General features: G+C 50.7%; 17 protein-coding genes. 9 read left to right on the top strand and 8 right to left on the bottom strand.

Features of this window, described 5'->3' with window-relative positions; genetic code table 11:
* Positions 1 to 174: 174 nt before the first annotated feature.
* The 3 genes from rpsO to FW767_RS04095 all read right to left on the bottom strand — a co-directional run bounded on the left by rpsO (position 175) and on the right by FW767_RS04095 (position 1,692).
* Positions 175 to 450 (bottom strand): 30S ribosomal protein S15, encoded by a 276-nt coding sequence (gene rpsO / locus FW767_RS04105; RefSeq protein WP_121698850.1) that lies wholly within the window; start codon positions 448 to 450, stop codon positions 175 to 177.
* A gap of 87 nt (positions 451 to 537) precedes the next feature.
* Positions 538 to 870 (bottom strand): DNA-directed RNA polymerase subunit omega, encoded by a 333-nt coding sequence (locus tag FW767_RS04100; RefSeq protein WP_121698851.1) that lies wholly within the window; start codon positions 868 to 870, stop codon positions 538 to 540.
* A 12-nt stretch (positions 871 to 882) separates the two neighbouring features.
* On the bottom strand, positions 883 to 1,692 hold the full coding sequence (locus FW767_RS04095) for an outer membrane protein assembly factor BamD (RefSeq protein WP_121698852.1): 810 nt from the start codon (positions 1,690 to 1,692) through the stop codon (positions 883 to 885).
* 237 nt (positions 1,693 to 1,929) lie between these two features.
* Between FW767_RS04095 and FW767_RS04090 the strand changes: the two genes are divergently transcribed.
* The 6 genes from FW767_RS04090 to FW767_RS04065 all read left to right on the top strand — a co-directional run bounded on the left by FW767_RS04090 (position 1,930) and on the right by FW767_RS04065 (position 8,700).
* Complete coding sequence (locus FW767_RS04090; RefSeq protein ID WP_147438739.1) at positions 1,930 to 2,571, top strand: PASTA domain-containing protein; 642 nt, start codon at positions 1,930 to 1,932, stop codon at positions 2,569 to 2,571.
* 10 nt (positions 2,572 to 2,581) lie between these two features.
* The gene (locus FW767_RS04085) at positions 2,582 to 3,673 is read left to right on the top strand and encodes an RluA family pseudouridine synthase (protein WP_121698854.1); all 1,092 of its coding nucleotides are present in this window, start codon (positions 2,582 to 2,584) and stop codon (positions 3,671 to 3,673) included.
* Between the two features lie 86 nt (positions 3,674 to 3,759).
* On the top strand, positions 3,760 to 4,947 hold the full coding sequence (locus FW767_RS04080) for a 1-acyl-sn-glycerol-3-phosphate acyltransferase (protein ID WP_121698855.1): 1,188 nt from the start codon (positions 3,760 to 3,762) through the stop codon (positions 4,945 to 4,947).
* A gap of 25 nt (positions 4,948 to 4,972) precedes the next feature.
* Complete coding sequence (locus FW767_RS04075; protein ID WP_121698856.1) at positions 4,973 to 6,175, top strand: metallophosphoesterase; 1,203 nt, start codon at positions 4,973 to 4,975, stop codon at positions 6,173 to 6,175.
* A gap of 6 nt (positions 6,176 to 6,181) precedes the next feature.
* Positions 6,182 to 8,323, top strand: a complete 2,142-nt coding sequence (locus FW767_RS04070) for a Tex family protein (RefSeq protein ID WP_121698857.1) — start codon at positions 6,182 to 6,184, stop codon at positions 8,321 to 8,323.
* Positions 8,320 to 8,700, top strand: coding sequence for a 2-amino-4-hydroxy-6-hydroxymethyldihydropteridine diphosphokinase (locus tag FW767_RS04065; protein WP_121698858.1), 381 nt, complete (start codon positions 8,320 to 8,322; stop codon positions 8,698 to 8,700). Before FW767_RS04070 ends, FW767_RS04065 begins: the two co-directional genes overlap by 4 nt.
* Here FW767_RS04065 and bioB read toward each other — a convergent pair.
* Positions 8,676 to 9,644 carry a biotin synthase BioB gene (bioB, locus tag FW767_RS04060; RefSeq protein WP_121698859.1) on the bottom strand — a complete coding sequence of 323 codons (969 nt, stop codon included), beginning with the start codon at positions 9,642 to 9,644 and terminating at the stop codon, positions 8,676 to 8,678. The genes FW767_RS04065 and bioB overlap by 25 nt on opposite strands.
* Positions 9,645 to 9,736: 92 nt before the next feature.
* On the opposite strand from bioB, the gene FW767_RS04055 reads away from it, so the two are divergent.
* On the top strand, positions 9,737 to 10,150 hold the full coding sequence (locus tag FW767_RS04055; RefSeq protein WP_121698860.1) for a hypothetical protein: 414 nt from the start codon (positions 9,737 to 9,739) through the stop codon (positions 10,148 to 10,150).
* Positions 10,151 to 10,154: 4 nt separating this feature from the next.
* On the opposite strand, the gene FW767_RS04050 is transcribed toward FW767_RS04055, so the two are convergent.
* The 3 genes from FW767_RS04050 to FW767_RS04040 are packed head-to-tail and all read right to left on the bottom strand — an operon-like array spanning position 10,155 to position 15,512.
* Positions 10,155 to 12,461, bottom strand: a complete 2,307-nt coding sequence (locus FW767_RS04050) for an ABC transporter permease (RefSeq protein WP_148463889.1) — start codon at positions 12,459 to 12,461, stop codon at positions 10,155 to 10,157.
* 12 nt (positions 12,462 to 12,473) lie between these two features.
* Complete coding sequence (locus FW767_RS04045; protein ID WP_121698863.1) at positions 12,474 to 13,148, bottom strand: ABC transporter ATP-binding protein; 675 nt, start codon at positions 13,146 to 13,148, stop codon at positions 12,474 to 12,476.
* A gap of 36 nt (positions 13,149 to 13,184) precedes the next feature.
* Positions 13,185 to 15,512 (bottom strand): ABC transporter permease, encoded by a 2,328-nt coding sequence (locus FW767_RS04040; protein ID WP_148463890.1) that lies wholly within the window; start codon positions 15,510 to 15,512, stop codon positions 13,185 to 13,187.
* A gap of 201 nt (positions 15,513 to 15,713) precedes the next feature.
* Between FW767_RS04040 and FW767_RS04035 the strand changes: the two genes are divergently transcribed.
* The gene (locus FW767_RS04035) at positions 15,714 to 17,036 is read left to right on the top strand and encodes a sigma-54-dependent transcriptional regulator (protein ID WP_121698865.1); all 1,323 of its coding nucleotides are present in this window, start codon (positions 15,714 to 15,716) and stop codon (positions 17,034 to 17,036) included.
* The gene (locus FW767_RS04030; protein WP_121698866.1) at positions 17,033 to 18,262 is read left to right on the top strand and encodes a sensor histidine kinase; all 1,230 of its coding nucleotides are present in this window, start codon (positions 17,033 to 17,035) and stop codon (positions 18,260 to 18,262) included. Before FW767_RS04035 ends, FW767_RS04030 begins: the two co-directional genes overlap by 4 nt.
* A gap of 43 nt (positions 18,263 to 18,305) precedes the next feature.
* On the opposite strand, the gene FW767_RS04025 is transcribed toward FW767_RS04030, so the two are convergent.
* Complete coding sequence (locus tag FW767_RS04025) at positions 18,306 to 19,589, bottom strand: NAD(P)/FAD-dependent oxidoreductase (protein WP_121698867.1); 1,284 nt, start codon at positions 19,587 to 19,589, stop codon at positions 18,306 to 18,308.
* Positions 19,590 to 19,609 lie beyond the last annotated feature (20 nt).

The raw sequence follows: 19,609 nt of genomic DNA, 5'->3' as shown, positions 1-19,609 counted from the left end.
TCCATCCGAATCTCTGCGGGCGCCGTGATACTGGCGCCCCTACGTGCCTGCCTGCTCCCAATCAAATAACGTGGACATGTGACCCCGTCGGTTATTTTGCGGGTGGGGGATGAAAACAAGGTCGGCCACGTCATTGACGCAGCCGACCGGTGTAGTCGTTAAGCAGCACGTGGCTTACTTGCGGATACCAAGCTCTTTCTGTGCGATGATGGCACGATAGCGGTTGATGTCCTTCTTGATCAGGTAATCAAGAAGACGACGGCGCTTACCTACCAATGCTTTAAGAGCGCGTGCAGTAGTATAATCTTTGTGATTTGACTTCAGGTGTTGAGTCAAATGAGCAATACGAACCGAGAATAATGCTATCTGAGCTTCAGGTGAGCCAGTATCAGTCTTGCCCTTACCGTATTTCTCAAAGATTTGTACTTTTTCGTCAGAATTCAAGTGCATTCTTATTGAAAATTTAAAGTTAATAATTATATTGGTGCTCTAAATGAGCGCACAAAGTTAGTAATTTTTATACAACCGACCAAACTCTCAGTCGAGATTCTTATCTTTTGACGGATTGCGGAAGTGGATTTTTCCTTCAAGATACTCTTGGGTTGCGATAAGAGTGGGCTTGGGAAGTTTCTCGTAATAACGTGAAATCTCGATCTGCTCGCGATTTTCCGAAATTTCTTCGAGGTTGTCGTTGAGCGATGCAAACTCCTGTAGCTTCTTTTCGAGGTCGTGTTTCATCTCGCCGGATATCTGGTTGGCGCGTTTTGCGATGATGCACACTGTTTCGTAGATGTTGCCTGTGTCCTCCGACATCTTGATGAGGTCGCGGGTTGTGGTGTTGAGAGGTGCGTTGGATTTCTTGTAGTCCATTATTATAAATGTTTATTCGTTTACGTATTTACCGGCTATCTTCATGATGTTGTCGGCCTCCTTGCGGTTAGGCGACTCGGGATAGTTGTTGATAAACGAGTAGTACTCGTCGACTACGTCACGAAAGCGGTCGGCCTTTTTCTCTTCGACGCTCTGTGCGGCTTCCTGATAGCGCGACTTCAGAATGAGCATCTCGAGTTCTTCTTTATACTTGGAGTAGGGGTAGTTCTTGATGGCGTTGCGAGCCACTATCACCGCCGATTCGTAGTTGTTGCCCATATAGTTGCCCATGTTGTAATAGAGCTGTGCGTTCTGCAGTTCTTTGAGCGTGAGTTTGTCTTGCAGCTCGAAGATGGTGTTCTGGGCCACAGGCACTTTGTCGCTCTTGGGAAAGTAGTCGAGAAAAGCCTGAAGCTCCTCGATGGCCTTTATGGTGCCGCTTTGGTCAAGCTGGGGTTCGGGAGAATCGAGGAAATATCCGTAACCGCAGTAGAAGCGGGCCATTTCAGCATACTTGCCTTTGGGGTAGCGGTTGTAGTAAGTCTGGAAATAGGCGCCTGCATTTTCGTAGTCTTTGTTCTCGTAGTGGCTGAGGGCGAGCAGATATAGAGAGTCTTCGGCTTTTTGGGTGCCTTTGAACATCGTTACGATATCGGTGAGCACGGTGGCCGCCTGAGTGTACTTTTTCTGTTCAAACGCACGCTTGGCGTACTCGAGACGCTCGTCCGGGTCATTGCTTTTAAGTATGCGCTGATATTCACCGCATGATGTGAACACTACAGCGGAGATAAGCACTGTTAAAATATGGATGTAATTACGCATAATATGCTATCAAATATTCAAGCTGCAAATTTAGTAATAAATCATGAGTGTAATAATATATTGGCTCAAAATTTTACAGATAAAAGATTATTTAAGATTTTTTGCCTACAAATTGTACTTGACCGCGTGTTAATTCCATCCGTTTTATATAATTTTGCACATTATTCGTAAAATGTCGTGTTATTATGAGGGTTTATAGGATATCGCGACAATTGCTTAATTAATAAATAGTGAGACGTGGAAGAAGCGAGTCAACCCGGAAAATATAAAAATTTTATCAAACGGCATCCGATATTATTCAATCTGTTGTTAATGTTTATTGCCGGATGCGGTGTGGTATGGATCACTCTGGTAGCCCTTGACGTGTGGACCGGCCACGGTAAATACGAGGTGGTCCCCAACATGCGCGGGCTTACTTACAATCAGGCGTCGGCGGCACTCGCCGCGGCCGGACTCAACGTAGAGCTGTCAGACTCGATATACGACGAGCACACGCAGCCGGGCACCGTTCTTGACCAGTCGCCGCGACCCAATACAAAAGTTAAGCCCAATCGTGTGGTATATCTTACTGTCAATGCTTTTTCGCCTAAAATGGTGTCAGTGCCCAATCTTGCCGACATGTCTTTGCGGCAGGCGCGTTCAATGCTCGAAGGTATAGGTATAAAGCATATCAAGGAGCATTACGTGCCCAGCGAATACCGCGATCTTGTGCTTGGAGCCAAATTCAACGGCATCTCGCTGCAGCCGGGAGCCCGTATCCCCGCTTCAGCCACAGTTACCATCGAGGTGGGTGGCGGATTGCCCGACGAGGATGACAGCATAGCTGTTGCCGAGGCCATATCGGATGATCTTGAAGCAAGTGAACTTGACATCAATTGACCGTTGTGTTATGGCTGTTGACAATATAGATGATATTATGCCCTCCGACGATGCGGTTGCCGGTAACGGATATGACGCCGATATCGAGGATGCTGACGGAGGCGAGCTTTACGAGCATTTCAGATTCGTAGCCGACAAGGGGCAGCAGCTTCTGCGTGTCGACAAGTTTCTTGTGGCGCGTCTTGAAAAGTCGTCGCGCAACCGTGTGCAACAGGCTGCCGACGCAGGATGCATACTTGTCAACGGTCGTGCGGTCAAGTCCAATTACAGGGTAAAGCCTCTTGATGTGGTGACTGTGGTCATGGACCGCCCCCGTTATGAACTGGAGATAATAGCCGAGGATATACCGCTCGACATCGTATATGAAGACGAGCATCTGCTTGTGGTCAATAAACCCGCCGGACTGGTAGTGCATCCCGGCCACGGCAATTACCACGGTACTCTTGTCAATGCGTTGGCCTATCACTTCAAGGATAATCCCGAGTATGATGTCAATGACCCGCGCATGGGGCTTGTGCACCGTATCGACAAGGACACATCCGGATTGCTTGTCGTGGCCAAGACTCCCGATGCCAAGACTCATCTCGGGCGGCAGTTTTTCAACAAAACGACCAAGCGCGAGTATGTGGCCGTAGTGTGGGGGCGCCCAGAGCCTGCTGACGGACGCATAGAGGGGAATATAGGCCGGAGCCTTAAAGACCGGTTGCAGATGACGGTATTTCCCGATGGCGATTACGGCAAGCATGCCGTGACCCATTACTCTACAGTGGAGCCGCTTGGCTATGTTAGCGTGGTCAAGTGTGTGCTTGAGACGGGGCGCACTCATCAGATAAGGGTCCATATGAAGCATATAGGACACCCGCTTTTCAATGACGTCCGTTATGGCGGTGATGCCATACTGCGGGGTCTGACGACTGCTCGTTACCGCCAGTTTGTAGCCAATTGCTTCGACCTGTGCCCTCGTCAGGCATTGCACGCCCGCACACTCGGATTCGTCCATCCGGCTACAGGCGAGGAGATGTTTTTTTCGGCTCCCGTGCCGCCTGACATGACTGCTCTGATAGATAAATGGCGTAATTACAACAATGCCGTAGATATATAAAAAATCGTAAAGAAACGGTAATTTTAGACCAACTTTTAGATTAAAATGTTATCTTTGAACAACCGAAATTATAATTTAGGATAATTATGACACAGGAACAGCTACAATTTGAGGACATCGCTCCTTATCCCGACAGTGTATTCCATGAAAAAATGCAGCATCTTGTAAAAGAGCCGGGATTTGAGCATGCGGTAAGATGGGTGTTGCCTAATGTTGATTATGACGAAATGTGCCATGACCTGCTTCAGGTGCATGACAAGGATACTTTCCAGCGTAAGATCATGTGGCCGTTTCTTGAAATGCTGGCATCAAAAACCACTTCAGGTATTACTGTCGACGGTCTTGAGCGTGTAGACAAGACAAAAGCATATACATTTATAACCAATCACCGCGACATCGTGCTCGACACGTCGTTTCTGAATCTGTGCTTCCTTCGGGCGGGCTATCCTACGACCGAAGTGGCCATAGGCAACAATCTGCTTGTCTATGAGTGGATCAACGACTTGGTAAGGCTTAACAAAAGCTTTATCGTGAAGCGTGACTTGCCGAGGGTGAAGGCCCTTGAAGCGGCGCAGGAACTGTCGGCTTACATACATGATACGGTATCGCGCCGCAACCAGTCGGTATGGATTGCGGAGCGTCAGGGACGCAGCAAGGATTCTGACGATAAGGCGCAGGATTCTTTGGTCAAAATGCTCGGACTTGCCGGAGGCAAGGAATTTACAGATAACCTGATGGATATCAACCTGCTGCCGGTGTCGATATCATATGAGTATGACCCTAACGACTATCTGAAAGCACGTGAGTTTTTGCTACGCCGCAATGACCCGGAGTTCAAGAAGACTCAGCGCGACGACTTGTTTGCCATGGAGACCGGCCTTTTGCAGCCTAAAGGACGCGTGCACTTTGCCGTAGGCCATCCGATCAATCCTGAACTTGCCGCTCTTGACGAGTCGCATGACAAGGCCGCAGTGGCCCGTGACGTATGCCGCATGATAGACTGTCAGATACACTCCGGCTACAAGATATACCCTATAAACTACATAGCGTATGACCTGCTTTATGCCACGAAGGAGTTTGCCGACCGCTACAATGCGGAGGAGGTAGCTGATTTTGAGACATATATCAGGGAGCAGCTTAAGAAAGTGGATGTACCCGAACTTACATCTGATGATAAGGATTATCTGTATGCTATGATGCTTACCATGTATGCCAACCCGTTGAAAAACAATATACATGCCGATGAATCCTGTCACGACGAGTGTCACGGCTGATAAACTTTAAAGCTGTTATTGTACGATGAGGCTTGGGATAATACTTATTATCGTTATAGCCGCGCTCAACGTGGCGGTGGATATATATATATGGCGGCGTCTTACCGCTTTCTGTCACCGTCGTTGGCCCGGAGTCGTATATGCGTGGAGCTCCCTGCTCCTGCTTGTGTATATGATAACGGTGGTGTGTCTGCCGCGCAACAGCGGCTCCGACGGTATGCTGGTAGCCATAATGTGGATGTTGTACGCGTATGTCACGGTGTACCTGCCCAAGTATGTGTACTGCATATTCAGTTTCTTTGATTATCTGCCCCGGTTGTGGCGCCGCCGCAAGTGTTATGCCGGCTCCGTGGCAGGTATAGCGGCGGCCGTGTTTGTGTTTGCCGTCATGTGGTGGGCGGCTCTTGCCAACCGTACCGATTATCATGTAAACTACATGGAGCTTGAGTTTGACAATCTCCCTGCCGGCTTCGATGACTACGTCATAGTCCAGTTCTCCGACTTTCATGTGGGTACTTACGGCAATGACACTACTTTCGTGAGCCGCATTGTGGATGAAATAAACTCACGCAATGCCGATATAGTGCTCTTTACGGGCGATATAGTGAACCGCCGTTCTGACGAGTTGGTGCCGTTTGTGCCGGTACTGTCCCGGATTGACGCCCGCCACGGAGTATACTCCGTGCTCGGCAATCATGACTACGGCGATTACAGCTCGTGGAAAGACGAGGCGGCCAAGGCCGGAAATATGAAACTCATGCGCTCGCTCCAGCGACAGATGGGCTGGAAAGAACTTGACAATACTACGGCATGGCTTCGCAATGAAGCCGACTCCATAGCCTTGATCGGTGTGGAGAACTGGGGCGATCCTCCGTTTACCGTATACGGAGATCTGCAAAAGGCTTATCCGCAGTTGTCCGACAGCGTATTTAAAGTGCTGATGTCGCATAATCCCGCTCATTGGGACAGTAAAATAGCCGACAATGACACAGTAAACATAGATCTTACACTTTCAGGCCACACCCATGCCATGCAGATGCAGATAGGCGGCTGGTCGCCTGCCGCATGGCGTTATTCAAAATGGGGCGGTCTGTATAGCGACAAATCAGACAGGCATAAACTATATGTCAACATCGGAGTCGGAACCGTAGCCCTGCCGGCACGTATCGGGGCTACTCCTGAAATAACGGTTCTTAAACTGAAAAAGAAGGCACCAAACACAAAGTAAACCCTTATGAATCCTGAATTATCTACTATTATCGCGGATGAGCTGAGTATTTCTAAAAAATCGGTGGCGGCAACGCTGAAACTCCTTGACGAGGGTTGCACGATACCGTTTATAAGCCGTTACCGCAAGGAAGCCACAGGTGCTCTTGACGAAGTGGCTGTCCATAATATACAGTTGCGCTATGATGCTCTGCTCGCTTTGGAAAAAAGGAAAGATACCATTCTTGAGACTATCAGGGAGCAGGATAAACTGACTCCGGAACTGAAGAAGAAGATCATCGATACTTATGACGCGACTCTGCTCGAAGACCTGTATATGCCTTACAAACCGCGTAGGCGTACAAGAGCGCAGATGGCTGTCGAGAAAGGACTTGAACCTCTTGCCCGTATGCTCATGGCGCAGACTTCGGCCGATGTAGAGTCGCCGGCATGTCGCTTTACGGGTGGTGAAGTAGCCGATGTGTCCGATGCTGTGGCCGGAGCCGCTGACATAATGGCCGAGTGGATGAGCGAGAGCGAGAAGGCACGCTCTATAGTACGTGCCCGTTACAACCGCAATGCCGTCATATCGGCCAAAGTGGTGAAAGGTAAGGAGAAGGAGGGTGCCAATTACGAAAATTACTTTGAATTCAGCAGTCCGTTGCGTACGGTCACATCTCATCGTCTGCTCGCCATACTTCGGGGTGAGGCCGAAGGCTTTCTGAAGGTATCGGTGTCAATTGATGACAACGAGATGATAGAGCGGTTGTCGCGTATGTTTGTAAGAACTACCGCTTCCGAGCCTGTGGCCGCTTTGATCAGGTCGACGGTAAAGGACAGTTATCGTCGTCTTATAAAACCCTCGATAGAGACCGAAGTGCTTGCTGTGGCAAAAAGCAAGGCTGATGATGCCGCCATAAGCATGTTTGCCGAAAATGTCAGGCAGCTGCTTCTCGCTCCTCCCTTGGGACGGAAAAGAGTGCTGGCTATTGACCCGGGATTTCGTACCGGGTGCAAGGTCGTGTGTCTTGACGAGCAGGGCAATCTCATGCACACCGAGGTCATCTATCCCAATCCGCCGCAGAACGACTTTCATGGTGCCGCCTTTAAGGTAAGCCGGCTTGTGGAGTCGTACCGTATAGACGCTATTGCTGTGGGCAACGGTACCGCCAGCCGCGAGACGGAGAAGTTTCTCGGATCGTTGCGCTATCCGCGTCCGGTGCAGGTATTTGTGGTAAATGAGAACGGGGCTTCCATTTACTCCGCGTCCAAGATAGCGCGTGAGGAGTTTCCCGATTATGACGTGACAGTGCGCGGGGCCGTGTCTATAGGCCGTCGTCTGATAGACCCTCTTGCTGAACTTGTGAAGATAGAACCCAAGTCGATAGGAGTAGGGCAATATCAGCATGACGTCGATCAGACCAAACTGAAGGAGGCGCTTGCCTATACAGTGGAGAGTTGTGTCAACTCTGTCGGGATAAATGTCAACACAGCCTCAAAGGAGTTGTTGGCTTACGTGTCGGGCATAGGGCCGGCACTTGCGTCCAACATAGTAGGCTACCGTGCCGAGCACGGTGACTTCAAGAGCCGTCAGGCGTTGCTTGATGTGCCTCGCATGGGTGAGAAAGCGTTTCAGCAGTGTGCAGGATTTCTTCGCATTCCCGGCGCCGACAATATGCTCGACAATACGGCTGTGCATCCGGAGCGATATGAACTTATCGACAGGATAGCCGCTGACAACGGCTGCACGGTCGATAGTCTTGTCAAGAACCCTAAACTGCTTGAAAAACTTGACCTTTCTCCATATGTGACCAAGCAGGTAGGACTGCCTACGCTGACCGACATAGTGCTTGAACTTGAAAAACCCGGACGCGACCCGCGTTCGACAGTCGAGGTGATGGAGTTTGATGACCGCATCCGCGACATTCATGACCTTCAGCCCGGTATGCAGCTCAACGGCATAGTCAGCAATATCACTGCTTTCGGCTGTTTTGTCGACATAGGTCTTCATGAAAACGGGCTTGTTCACATATCGCAGCTCTGCGACCGTTTTATATCGTCGCCTGCCGAGGTGGTCAACGTGCATCAGCATGTCACTGTGCGGGTGCTTGACGTGGACTATGCGCGTGGCCGCATAGCACTGACCATGAAAGATGTGCCGCAGCAATGAACAGAGTGGTCGTCGGCATAGGCAGCAACACTGCTGACCGCGACAAACGCATGGCGGCTGCGGTGGATTACTTCTCCGCATCATTCAGTGATGTCGTCGTGTCGTCGATTTACGAGACTTTGGAATGGAGCGGGCGTTACGCACCCTATCTTAACTGTGTGGCCGAGGGCCTTACCTACAGGCCTATCGAAGAAATAACCGACGAGTTGAAGCAATACGAAATCGACAACGGGCGTACTCCGGAGATGAAGCTCACGGGAGCCGTGACGATAGACATGGATATCGTTCTCTGGAACGACGAAGTCATACGCCCCGTTGACATGGAGCGCGAATATTTCAGGAGGGGTTATGATCAACTCAACGGCTCTTCACGGTAGCCGGTGTCGTGGAAAAGTTCCTTATCTTCAGCCACTCCGTTGCCTACGGTTGTGAGCATGTCGCCCATGAGCGCTCCGTTCATCCCGCCGCGCAGTATCCGGGACATGGTCTTTTTTGACAGCCTCATGCGGCCGCCGGCAAAGCGCAGTGTCAGTTTTGGGGCTATCAGTCTGAACAGAGCCACTGTGCGCACAATCTCTTCCTCTCCGATGAGTGGCACGTTTTCAAGCATCGTGCCCTTGATGGGGTTAAGTATATTTATCGGTATGGATACAGCTCCCGCTTCGCGGGCTTCTTCGGCCAGTTCGAGTCTTTGGCGCATCGACTCGCCCATGCCTATTATGCCTCCGCAGCATATCTCCATGCCGACTTCGCGCGCGGCTTTTATGGTGCGCAGTTTGTCTTCATGTGTGTGTGTTGAGCACAGCGAGGGGAAGAAACTTGCCGATGTCTCGAGATTGCAGTGATAGCGACGTACACCGGCTTGGCGCAGTTGCTGCAGTTCGTCGCGGTTAAGCAGCCCCATGGAAGCGCACATGTATATACCTGTTTCGGCATCGACCTTACGATATAGGTCGCAGAATCGTTTTATATCGCCCGGAGCTACTTTGCGCCCGCTTGTCACGAGCGAGTAGCGGCGTACTCCTGCCTCCTTGTTCAGCCGGGCGGCATGCATGGCTTCGGCCTCCGGCACAAACTCGTACTCATCTATGCCTGTGGAGTGGTAGCGTGACTGGGCACACCATTTGCAGTCTTCTGTGCAGCGCCCCGAACGTGCGTTGACAATGGAGCAGGTGTCGATGACGTCGCCACAGAATTTTAGTCTGACTTCGTCGGCGGCGTCGGCGAGTTCATCGGCGGTATATCGCAGGTTAAGCTCGAGTGCTTCATCCACGGTGGAGGGGATGCCTTCAAGAGCTTTTTGTTTTATCGTTTCAAGCATTTACGGATGTATTTAGTACGGCAAATTTACGAAATAATACCGTTAAGTTGATTAACTTTGCAGAAGTTTAATAAACATAACCATATTATACCATGTCACGGAAAAATTGGCGCATATTTGTCATAAGCGTCGTTATGGTAATTGTACTTTTTATTTTAGGCCTTGTACTGCGGATGAATTATGAAGAGCGCGAGCTCGAAAAAGGATCGTGCGACATAAGCGGTGTCGTGGAGAAAGTGACGCGGCATCATACCGAGGAGTCCACATACAGGGTCAATCACCGCCTTGTTCGGCGTCCGGCTTCTACGAGCTATAAGGTATACTATTATTATATAGTGGATGGCGATACGTTGCGCGGCAATGTGTCTACCACGCGTCCTATGCTGCGCAGGGTGGGAGCCGGGGCACGCATACCGGTGACTTACGCGCTGAGCAATCCCGAAATACATCGTGCCCACACCGACCGCATGACGGTCAAGGGCGGGCACTACGTGTTCGGACGTTAGGCGGTTACTCGCTTTTCAGGCTAATGGCCGGATTTTCCCGTGCTGTCCTGACGGTCATGGCCGTCACGCACAGCAGTATCGCTGCCAGTACCGCTACAGCGGTCAATATGTAATATATCCACAGGCTATCGATCTTTGACGCAAACTGCTGCATCCACAGGTCGCCGGTCCATGCCGCCGCAGCCGCTCCTACGGCTACTGCGGGTATGGCCACAAGCATTATGTTGCGCGATATCAGTGCAAGTATGTCGGCGGTTTCCGCTCCGTTTACCTTCCTTATGGCTATCTCCTTGCGCCGTCGCTGAATCTCGTCGGCCACGAAGCCTATGAGTCCCATTAGTGTGGTAAGCAGTATTATGACAGATGTGGTCAACACCGAGTTGCGGAATATGCGTATGTCTGAATATTGCATTTTTACCACGTCGGTCATCAGCATGAACTCGGCGTGGGCATCGGGATATGCCTCGGCCACGGCCTCGTTCAGTTTGTTGAGATTCTCTTTGTACGGAGGCTTAAGTTTTACGGTGATGATATTATGGTTCCATCCCCATTCATTGTATACTATTTCTGGCGGACAGGCTATCATGGAATTAGGTGCTTCGTTATAAGCTCCGTAGAGGTCGATGTCACCTATTATGCCCACTATGGTATAAGGCCCTCCATATCCCGGATTTATGACTTTGTCCTCGTTCAACGCTTTTTCCGGTGTAAGATGCAGTGAGTTCATCAGTTTTTGATTGATAAGTATCTCGCCCTGAGCTTTCAGCGTTCGTCCATGAAGTATCTTCAGCTCCATTACGTCTGCCATGTTGCTTTCGACAGCTGAAAAGGCGCTCATTATGCCGTTGTTGAATCGAGTGCCTTCAAATGAATCGGCTATGAGCCATGACGACCCGGCACAATCTTCGACATACGGCAGGCTTCGCAGAAAACCGGCCACCAGCTCGTATCCGGATTTGTTTTGTGTCCAGTTGGACTCAAGCGCCATAGGAGCGGGATTGTAATTGCGGATGTTATCTACTATATATCGGTACTGAAAAGTCATTACACACAGTAGACCGCAGGTAAATGACACTCCGGCAAACTCTACAAAAAGCAGTGCTCGCTTCCATGAACCTTTGCGTTCGGTGACCCGACGGAACACCTGCGACACCGGTACGGACGCAAACGTGCGGGCCGGGATGACGCCGCCTATAAGTAGTACAACGGCTAAAATACCCAATATAATCGATGTGCGTCCTTCCTTGAACAGCGATGACACCGGTGTGGCGAGCATCTCTTCGATGGGCTCGCGGAAGTTCAGGGTCAATATGGCCGCGAGCAGAAGCGCGAGCGCGAGTATCAGAGCCGTTTCCCATATGAACATGCCGAATATGCATCCGTTGCCGGCACCGCTGCATTTCTGTACGCCTATGGCCTTGGCCCGCTTGCTCAATGAGGATATGGAGAGCAGCACGTAGTTCAGCGATGCGATAAGCAGGAGCGATATGCCGAGTATGGCCATGATGGTGCACATGCGTTTTATATAGTCGTCGTTTTTGTACACCTCATGCAGGGGGCCTAATTTTACTCCGAAGAGGTCCCATTGGCCGTTAGGCGGATAGGCCGGTCGTATGGCCTTTTCTATCATTGCGTCGAGGCGCTCCTGCGGTATGTCCTTTTTGAGGCGGAAGTAACCTTTCCAGCAGTTGGCTTGGAAGTTCCACTGTCGTCGGGCATCGGCGAGCGAGAATACAGCGTCGGGCCTTACGGTGGAGTTGTCGGCAATGGTTCTGTATATCCCTTGAACCCTGTAAAGTCCTCCGTCGGTTCTTACGGTTGTGCCTACGGGGTTTTCGCCGTTGCCTATCTTTTTAGCCGTCTCTTCACTTACAAATATGTTGTCAGGCTGCAAAAGTGTCTCCGGATTGCCCTCTATTATGTCGATGCCGAGCGTCTTGAAAAAGTCCGGCTCTCCGGCCCAGCCGATTATTTTTATTTCACGGTCGTCTACCATTATGCGCGAGCAGTATCGGCCGCTGAATGTGGCGGTATATGACTCTATGTCGTCGGGATACGCTTCGGCTATGAGTTTCGGCAGCGGCCCGAGGCAGCGGTGTTCCCATACGGCCTTGTCGGCTATGCCGTATTTCATCGATATGCCGTACAGCTTCTTGTAGTCGTTGAAGCCGGTGTCGAAACTCTGCAGGTAGGCTATGCGTGCAAATAGAAGCGCGCACATGGTTATGGCCAGTCCGAGCGACACTACCTTTATCAGAGTAGTGCCGCGGTTGTGCCACATCGTGCGCAGTACGTAGTGCAACTGTTTCATCGGGTCAGTCGTTTAGTTGGGTATATTGGCCACTATCGAGCCGTCAAACAGATGAACTACGCGGTGGGCATATCCGGCATCGTGCTTGGAGTGCGTGACCATGACTATCGTGGTACCCTGACGGTTAAGTTCGGTAAGCAGTTCCATGACCTCGGCTCCGTTTTTCGAGTCGAGGTTACCTGTGGGCTCGTCGGCAAGAATGAGTCCCGGCTCGGTGATGACGGCGCGTGCTATGGCCACACGCTGCTGCTGACCTCCGGAGAGCTGTTGCGGGAAGTGCTTGGCCCTGTGGCCTATGTTCATGCGTTTCAGCATGTCGTTTACACGGCGTTTGCGCTCCGATGCGGGCACTCCGAGATAGGTCAGCGGCAGTTCCACGTTTTCATACACGTTGAGTTCGTCGATGAGGTTGAAACTCTGAAACACGAACCCGATCTTGCCCTTGCGCAGGCGGGTGCGCTCCTTTTCTTTAAGCGAGGCCACCTCGGTGTCGTTGAGCCGGTAGCTGCCGCTGGAGGGGTTGTCGAGAAGTCCGAGTATATTGAGTAGTGTCGACTTTCCGCAACCCGAGGGACCCATGACAGCCACAAACTCACCTTTGTCGACATTGAAGTTTACGTTGTTGAGTGCTACTGTCTCGACTTCGTCGGTACGGAATACTTTGTCCAATTTTTCAATCTGTATCATAATATGTAAGTTTATATTGTTATCGTAAGTGTTAAATTATTCGCTTTTGAGGCTTTTTGACGGATTTTCTCGGGCGGTTTGCCATGAGAGCAGAGCCACGCTTGCCAGAATTATGATTAATATGGTCATGGCGGTCAGTGTATAATATATCCATAGGTTGTCGACTCTCACGGTAAATATATTGAGCCATATGTCGCCGGCCCATGCTGCGATGGCGGTGCCGATCGCTACGGCGGGAAGTGCCACCTTCAGGATGTCGCCCGACATGAGCCGCAGTATGTCGGCGGTTTCGGCTCCGTTGACTTTTCTGATGGCTATCTCTTTGGAGCGGCGGTTGATCTCGTCCTTCACGAACCCGACAAGTCCCATGACTGTGATCATTATTACCGCTATAGCGGCGAGCAGGGTCATGTCGCGAAATACTTTGACGTCTTTGTAAAGCTCTTCGTTCATCCGCTCCATGCTTTTGAATTCTATATGTCCTGCCGGGAAAGCTTCGGCCATGTCCTCGTTAAGACGGTTGAGGTTTTCTTCAAACGGCTCTTTCAGTTTCATTACCATCTGTCCTTTGAGCGGATAGGGGTGATAGTACATTATAAATGGCTGCTGCTCCGAGAAGAAGCCGTTGATGGTGAAGTCTTTGAGTATGCCGGTTATTCTTACTCTCTGGTCATACGCTATAATCGTCGGGTTCTCGGTAAGTACCGTTTTCTCGTCCCAGCCCATGTATCGGATAAAAGTCTGGTTGGCTATGACTTCATCCGTCTTTTCGGGAGCGCGGCCCTGAAGTATTGTCATACCCATTATGTCAAGATACTCTTTGTTGCCGTAGTCGTAGCGGGTCGAGAAGTTGGTGCCATGGTCCTCTTTATAGACAATTTCTCCGGAGTAGCCGGTAAGAGGCGTGTAAATTGACGAAGAGAACTTTTCCACATAAGGCAGACCTCTGTACACGGCTAACACCGCATCGCTGCTGTCGTACACTGACGGCAGCGGTCCTGTGGCGAGCCGGGTGAGGTCATAGCCTTTGTCTTTGCTGACCACATACCTGTACTGCGCAAACATGACGCACAGCAACGAGCATATGAACGCCACTCCCGAAAACTCTATGAAGAGCAGTGCACGTTTCCATGAGCGTTTGCGTTCGGTGACCCGGCGGAATACCTGCGACACGGGTACAGAGGCGAATATGTGGCCCGGCAGTATGCCTCCCAATATGAGCACTCCGGATATTACGGCCACAGGTATCCATAATCGGCCGGCGGCAAAGAGAGAGGATATGGGAGTGGAAAGGGAGTATTCTATAAAATCGCTGAAATTCAGGATAAGCAGCGCCATGACCGCGGCCGCGCCGATAAGTATGAAGAGGGTTTCGAGCAGAAACATTGTGAATATAGACCCCGAGCCGGCACCGCTGCACTTATGTACGCCTATGGCCTTTGCCCGGCGGTTGAGTGACGATATGGATATCAGCGAGTAGTTGAGCGAGGCTATGAACAGCAGGGTTATGGCCAGCACCCACATTATTGTGTTTATGCGACGCACATCCTCGTTCATCTCTGCGTGAGCATCGGTGATTGGACGCACAAACGCATACAGACCTACGTCATCGGTGTCGGGTGCATGCTGCTGTATGATTTTGTTGATGTTTTTGTTGAGCAGGTCGATGTCGACATCCTTGTCTTTAAGCCTGATGTATTCATACCAGCTGTCGCCGCCGTCCCAAGAGTGGTTGCCTATGCCGCGCAAAAGTACTGTGGGCAGTGATATGACAGCCTGAGGACGTATCGATGCATTGTCGGGGATGTCGCGGTATATGCCTCTTACATGTAGAAACCATGTGCCGTTATAGGTTATCTGCTGGCCGAGCGGGTCATTTTCGCCAAATATCTTCTTTGCGAGGCTTTCGCTTAAAAATACTGTGCCGGGCTGTGCGAGGTCCTCAACAGGTTTACCTGACAGGACTTCTATGCCGAGAGTGCTGAAAAATAGTGAATCTGCAAGAATTTTGGGCTCATCATAATATGACTCGCCATACTTCAGCGGCTTGCCGATCATGCCGCCCGGCTGTAAGGTCACCGCCGACTCCACAATATCGGGAAGCCCTTCCATCACAGCTCCGGCGAGAGAGCCTACACACATCATCTGCGGGTCATTAAGTTCTCCGCCAAGCTTCCACTGCATCCACAGCTGGTAGATGTTTTGATGTTCCTTGAAGCATGTGTCGTAACTGTTTTCAAAATCGATACGGGCAAACAGCAATATGCACATGGTAAGGCCGAGACCGAGTGATATGATTTTGGTCAGGGCCATACCTTTGTTGTGCATCAGCGTTTTCCATGCATAATGTAATTGTTTCATCATTTTGTAGTATTTATCGCTATAAGAAATTACATAAAGCGTGCCAAACAAGCAACTCGCTGCTGTTTAGTTGATTGCCTTTGCATGCGCTGCGATGTTTGTCAAAAAATCATACACCGGCGTAAAAAATATAGACATTATGGAGTATATAAAAATTATGGCAGTAATTGATATCCACATTAAAATTAGTAGATTTGCAACGATATGAAAAAACATGGTGCCATACTGGTAGTTGACGATCACCGTGGCGTATTGTCGGCGGTGAGTCTGTTGTTGCGTCCTTACTTCGAGCAGGTCATCACACTGCCGTCGCCGGTGCGCATAGACGAGACTTTGCGCAATCACCGGCCTGACTGCGTGTTGCTTGACATGAACTTCAGCGCCGGTATAAACAATGGTAACGAGGGCCTTTACTGGCTTGCACATATAAAACGTATGAACCCCGATATGCCTGTGGTTTTGTTTACGGCCTATGCCGATATCGATCTGGCAGTCAGAGGTATCCAGCAGGGAGCGAGCGACTTCATAGTCAAGCCGTGGGAAAATGCCCGGCTTGTGGATACTGTGCTGAAGGCAAGCAGCCGTACCAAGAGGGCTTCGTCGGCTGACAACGGTATGTTCTGGGGAGAATCGGATGCGATGAAGCGGCTGCGCGACATGGTGGAGCGTGTGGCTCCCACTGATGCCAATGTGCTTATAACCGGTGAAAACGGAACCGGCAAGGAGGTGCTGGCCCGTGAAATTCACGGTCTATCGGGGCGCCGTGACAAACCGATGCATACTGTCGATATGGGTTCTGTGACCGAAACTCTTTTTGAGAGTGAACTGTTCGGACATGTGAAAGGTGCGTTCACCCATGCTGTGACCGATCGTCAGGGTAAGTTTGAAGCGGCCGAGGGGAGCACACTGTTCATGGACGAGATAGGTAACCTGCCGCCGCATCTTCAGTCAAAATTGCTTGTGACGCTGCAGAACCGCGAAGTGGTGAGAGTGGGCAGCAATAAACCGGTCAAGGTAGACATACGTCTTATCTGCGCTACCAACCGCAATCTTGACGCAATGACGGGCGACGGGCGTTTCAGAGAGGACCTGCTTTATCGCATAAACACCATACACCTGCAGTTGCCTCCGTTGCGAGAGCGCAGAGAGGATATAGTGCCGCTCGCGCGTATATTCATGGCGCGCTTCGCCCGTCAATATGACCGGCCGGTCACGGAAACAGGCGGTGACGTTGAGCGTCTGTTGCTTTCGCATTCTTGGCCCGGAAACATAAGGGAACTGCAGCACGTAGTGGAGAAAGCCGTGATACTTAGCGACGGTGAGCGCCTTGACCCAAGGCATTTCTCTCTTTCCGGACCTCGTCCTTCAGACCTGACAGGTGACCGTATGGAGACTCTTGAGGATATGGAACGCCATATGATAGCTAAGGCTGTCGGCGACTGTGGCGGAAATCTTAGCGCTGTGGCCTCGAAGCTCGGCATAACACGCCAGACTCTGTATAACAAACTGAAAAAATACGGGCTATGACATGGGCTTGGCTCAACATAGGCATCTTTATCGGTATCATTGCGGTAATATGGGTTATACATGCCGTAGTGAAGCGTGCAAGGGCTGACCGCCGCAAGATAGCTCTGCTTCTCGACGCGCTTGAAAACGGCGATACTTCCATAACGTTTCCTGTAAGCAGCGACAGTGATGTAAATGTCATGCTAAACCGTATAAGCGGGGTGCTGAAACGTATACGGGTTGAGACCGGGGAAAAAGAGCGTTATTATGAATCGATACTTGACCGCGTGGGGGCCGGAGTGTTGTCGGTATACGACAACGGAGTGGTGTTTCAGGTAAACAGGGCCGCGCTGTCGCTTCTCGGATTGGATGTGCTTACCCACATGAGGCAGATGGAGCGCGTAAGTGCCGATCTTATGTGCCATATCGAGGCGGCCGGAAATAACGACCGCTTGTCGGTGGAGGTTGCCACTGAAGGGCGCAGGCGCACACTGTCGGTAAATGTCTCGACAATAACGCTTCAGCAACACCGGATTAAGATAATAGTCCTTGATGACATAAGCGACAGTCTTGACCGAAAGGAGGTGGACTCGTGGATAAAACTGACACGTGTCATGACTCATGAGATAATGAACTCGCTCGGCCCGATAACTTCGCTTAGCGAGACTCTTGCCGAGAGGGCCGGCGACGGACCGGGAGAGTTGCGTGAGGGACTGTCGACCATCGCCGTTACGGGAAAGTCGCTTGTGAGCTTCGTGTCCTCATACCGCAGACTCGTATATATGCCAAAGGTCGAGCCGCGACTATTTTCAGTAAAGCCTTTTCTTGAGCGCATGATGTGCTTGGCCATGCAGTATGGGGCTTCGTCCGATGTCAGCATAATAATACGGAAGTGCGATGATGAGCTGATTGCCTATGCCGACGAGAATATGATGGGGCAGGTATTGGCCAATCTGTTGAAAAATGCGGTAGAGGCAGTATGCGATATGCCCGACGGCCGTGTAGAATTGTCGGCTTACTGCAATGAGTCCGATACAGTGGTCATGACAGTTAGCGATAATGGCCCTCATATACCTGATGAGGTGGCTAACGAGATATTTGTACCTTTTTTCACTACGAAAAGCACCGGTACGGGTGTAGGATTAAGCATAAGCCGGCGCATGGTGCAGCTTAACGGCGGCTCACTGACGCTATCGCCTTACACCGGTCCTGACGCCCTGACCACCTTTACCATAAATCTGCCTTAGGAACAAAATACAATAATCAGCCATGACAGGTAGCGGGCGCGGTCTATCTTTCTCCCCATCGTGAGCGCAATGGGTAGCGGCCCGGGTGTATGAGCAGCCGCAACGAGGTGGGGTAGGAGAAATAGGCCCATACCCAATTGGTGAGTACCACAAGCTTGTTGCGCATGCCGAGTATGGATATAAGATGTATGAACATCCATGTGAACCATGCCGGAAAGCCCGTAAGGTGCATGTGGCGCAGATCGGCTACGGCACGGTTGCAGCCTATGGTGGCCATAGAGCCCTTGTCGTTGTAAACAAACGGATGCTCCATGCAGTCACTGTTCAGATTGCGTGCGAGATTGCGTGCCTGCTGTATGGCTACTTGGGCCAGTTGCGGGCACCCGCGGGGATATAGGTCGTCAGTGTGCAGAGCGAGGTCTCCTATTACAAAAACATCGTCGTGACCTTGCACTCTGTTGTATTCGTCGACAAGAAATCGATGTCCCGGTCCTGTAGGCAATTCTCCTCCTCTGACTTCAAACGTTTCTCCCGTTACTCCTGCAGTCCACACCATCATCTCGGAGTACATGGTCGACCCGTCGGTAAAGGTGATGATGTTGTCGCGGTATGACTGCATCGTTTTCTGAAGATGTACGTCGACATAAAGCGATTTGAGATACTTCAGGGCGTAGCGCGAAGCGGTACCGCTCATGGTATGCAGCAGGCGGTCGCTGCCCTCGATGAGAGTTATGGAAAGTTCATCGGATTTTATTGTCGGATATTCACGATGCAGTATGTAACGCTTCATCTCGCCTATGGCTCCGGCGACTTCTACTCCCGACGGACCTCCTCCTATGACCGTGAAGCTTAACAGTTTGCGCCGGGTGTCGGGGTTGGTGCTGTTGCTGGCCCGTTCGAGGCGGTCAAGTATCTCGTTGCGGCATCTTATGGCCTGTCCGGTGCTTTTTATCGTAAATACATACTTGTAAAGATCTTCTATGCCGAAAAAGTTGTTGGTGGTGCCGGCGGCAATGACGAGCTTATCGTAGTGTATAGTTTCAAACTGGGTCACGATCTTTTTGCCGGCAATGTCCAGAAGTTTCACTTCGCCCATGTGAAAACGCGGCTTTATTTTCATTTTGCGTATTTCGCGTCGGAACGGAAACGATATGCTTGCCGGCTCAAGGCCCGATGATGCTATCTGGTAGAACAGTGGCGGGAAGCTGTGGAAGTTGTTACGGTCAACCAATATCACGTCATAGCGGTCGCGGTCTATGCGCTTGATAAAATTCATTCCTGCAAATCCTCCGCCCACGACAACGATAGTCTCTTTATTGCCTGTCATAGATGTTATTTTTTATAAAA

It is taken from the genome of Heminiphilus faecis (genome assembly GCF_008728965.1).
Lineage (GTDB): Bacteria > Bacteroidota > Bacteroidia > Bacteroidales > Muribaculaceae > Muribaculum > Muribaculum faecis.
This window is presented reverse-complemented; position numbering and strand designations above follow the sequence as displayed.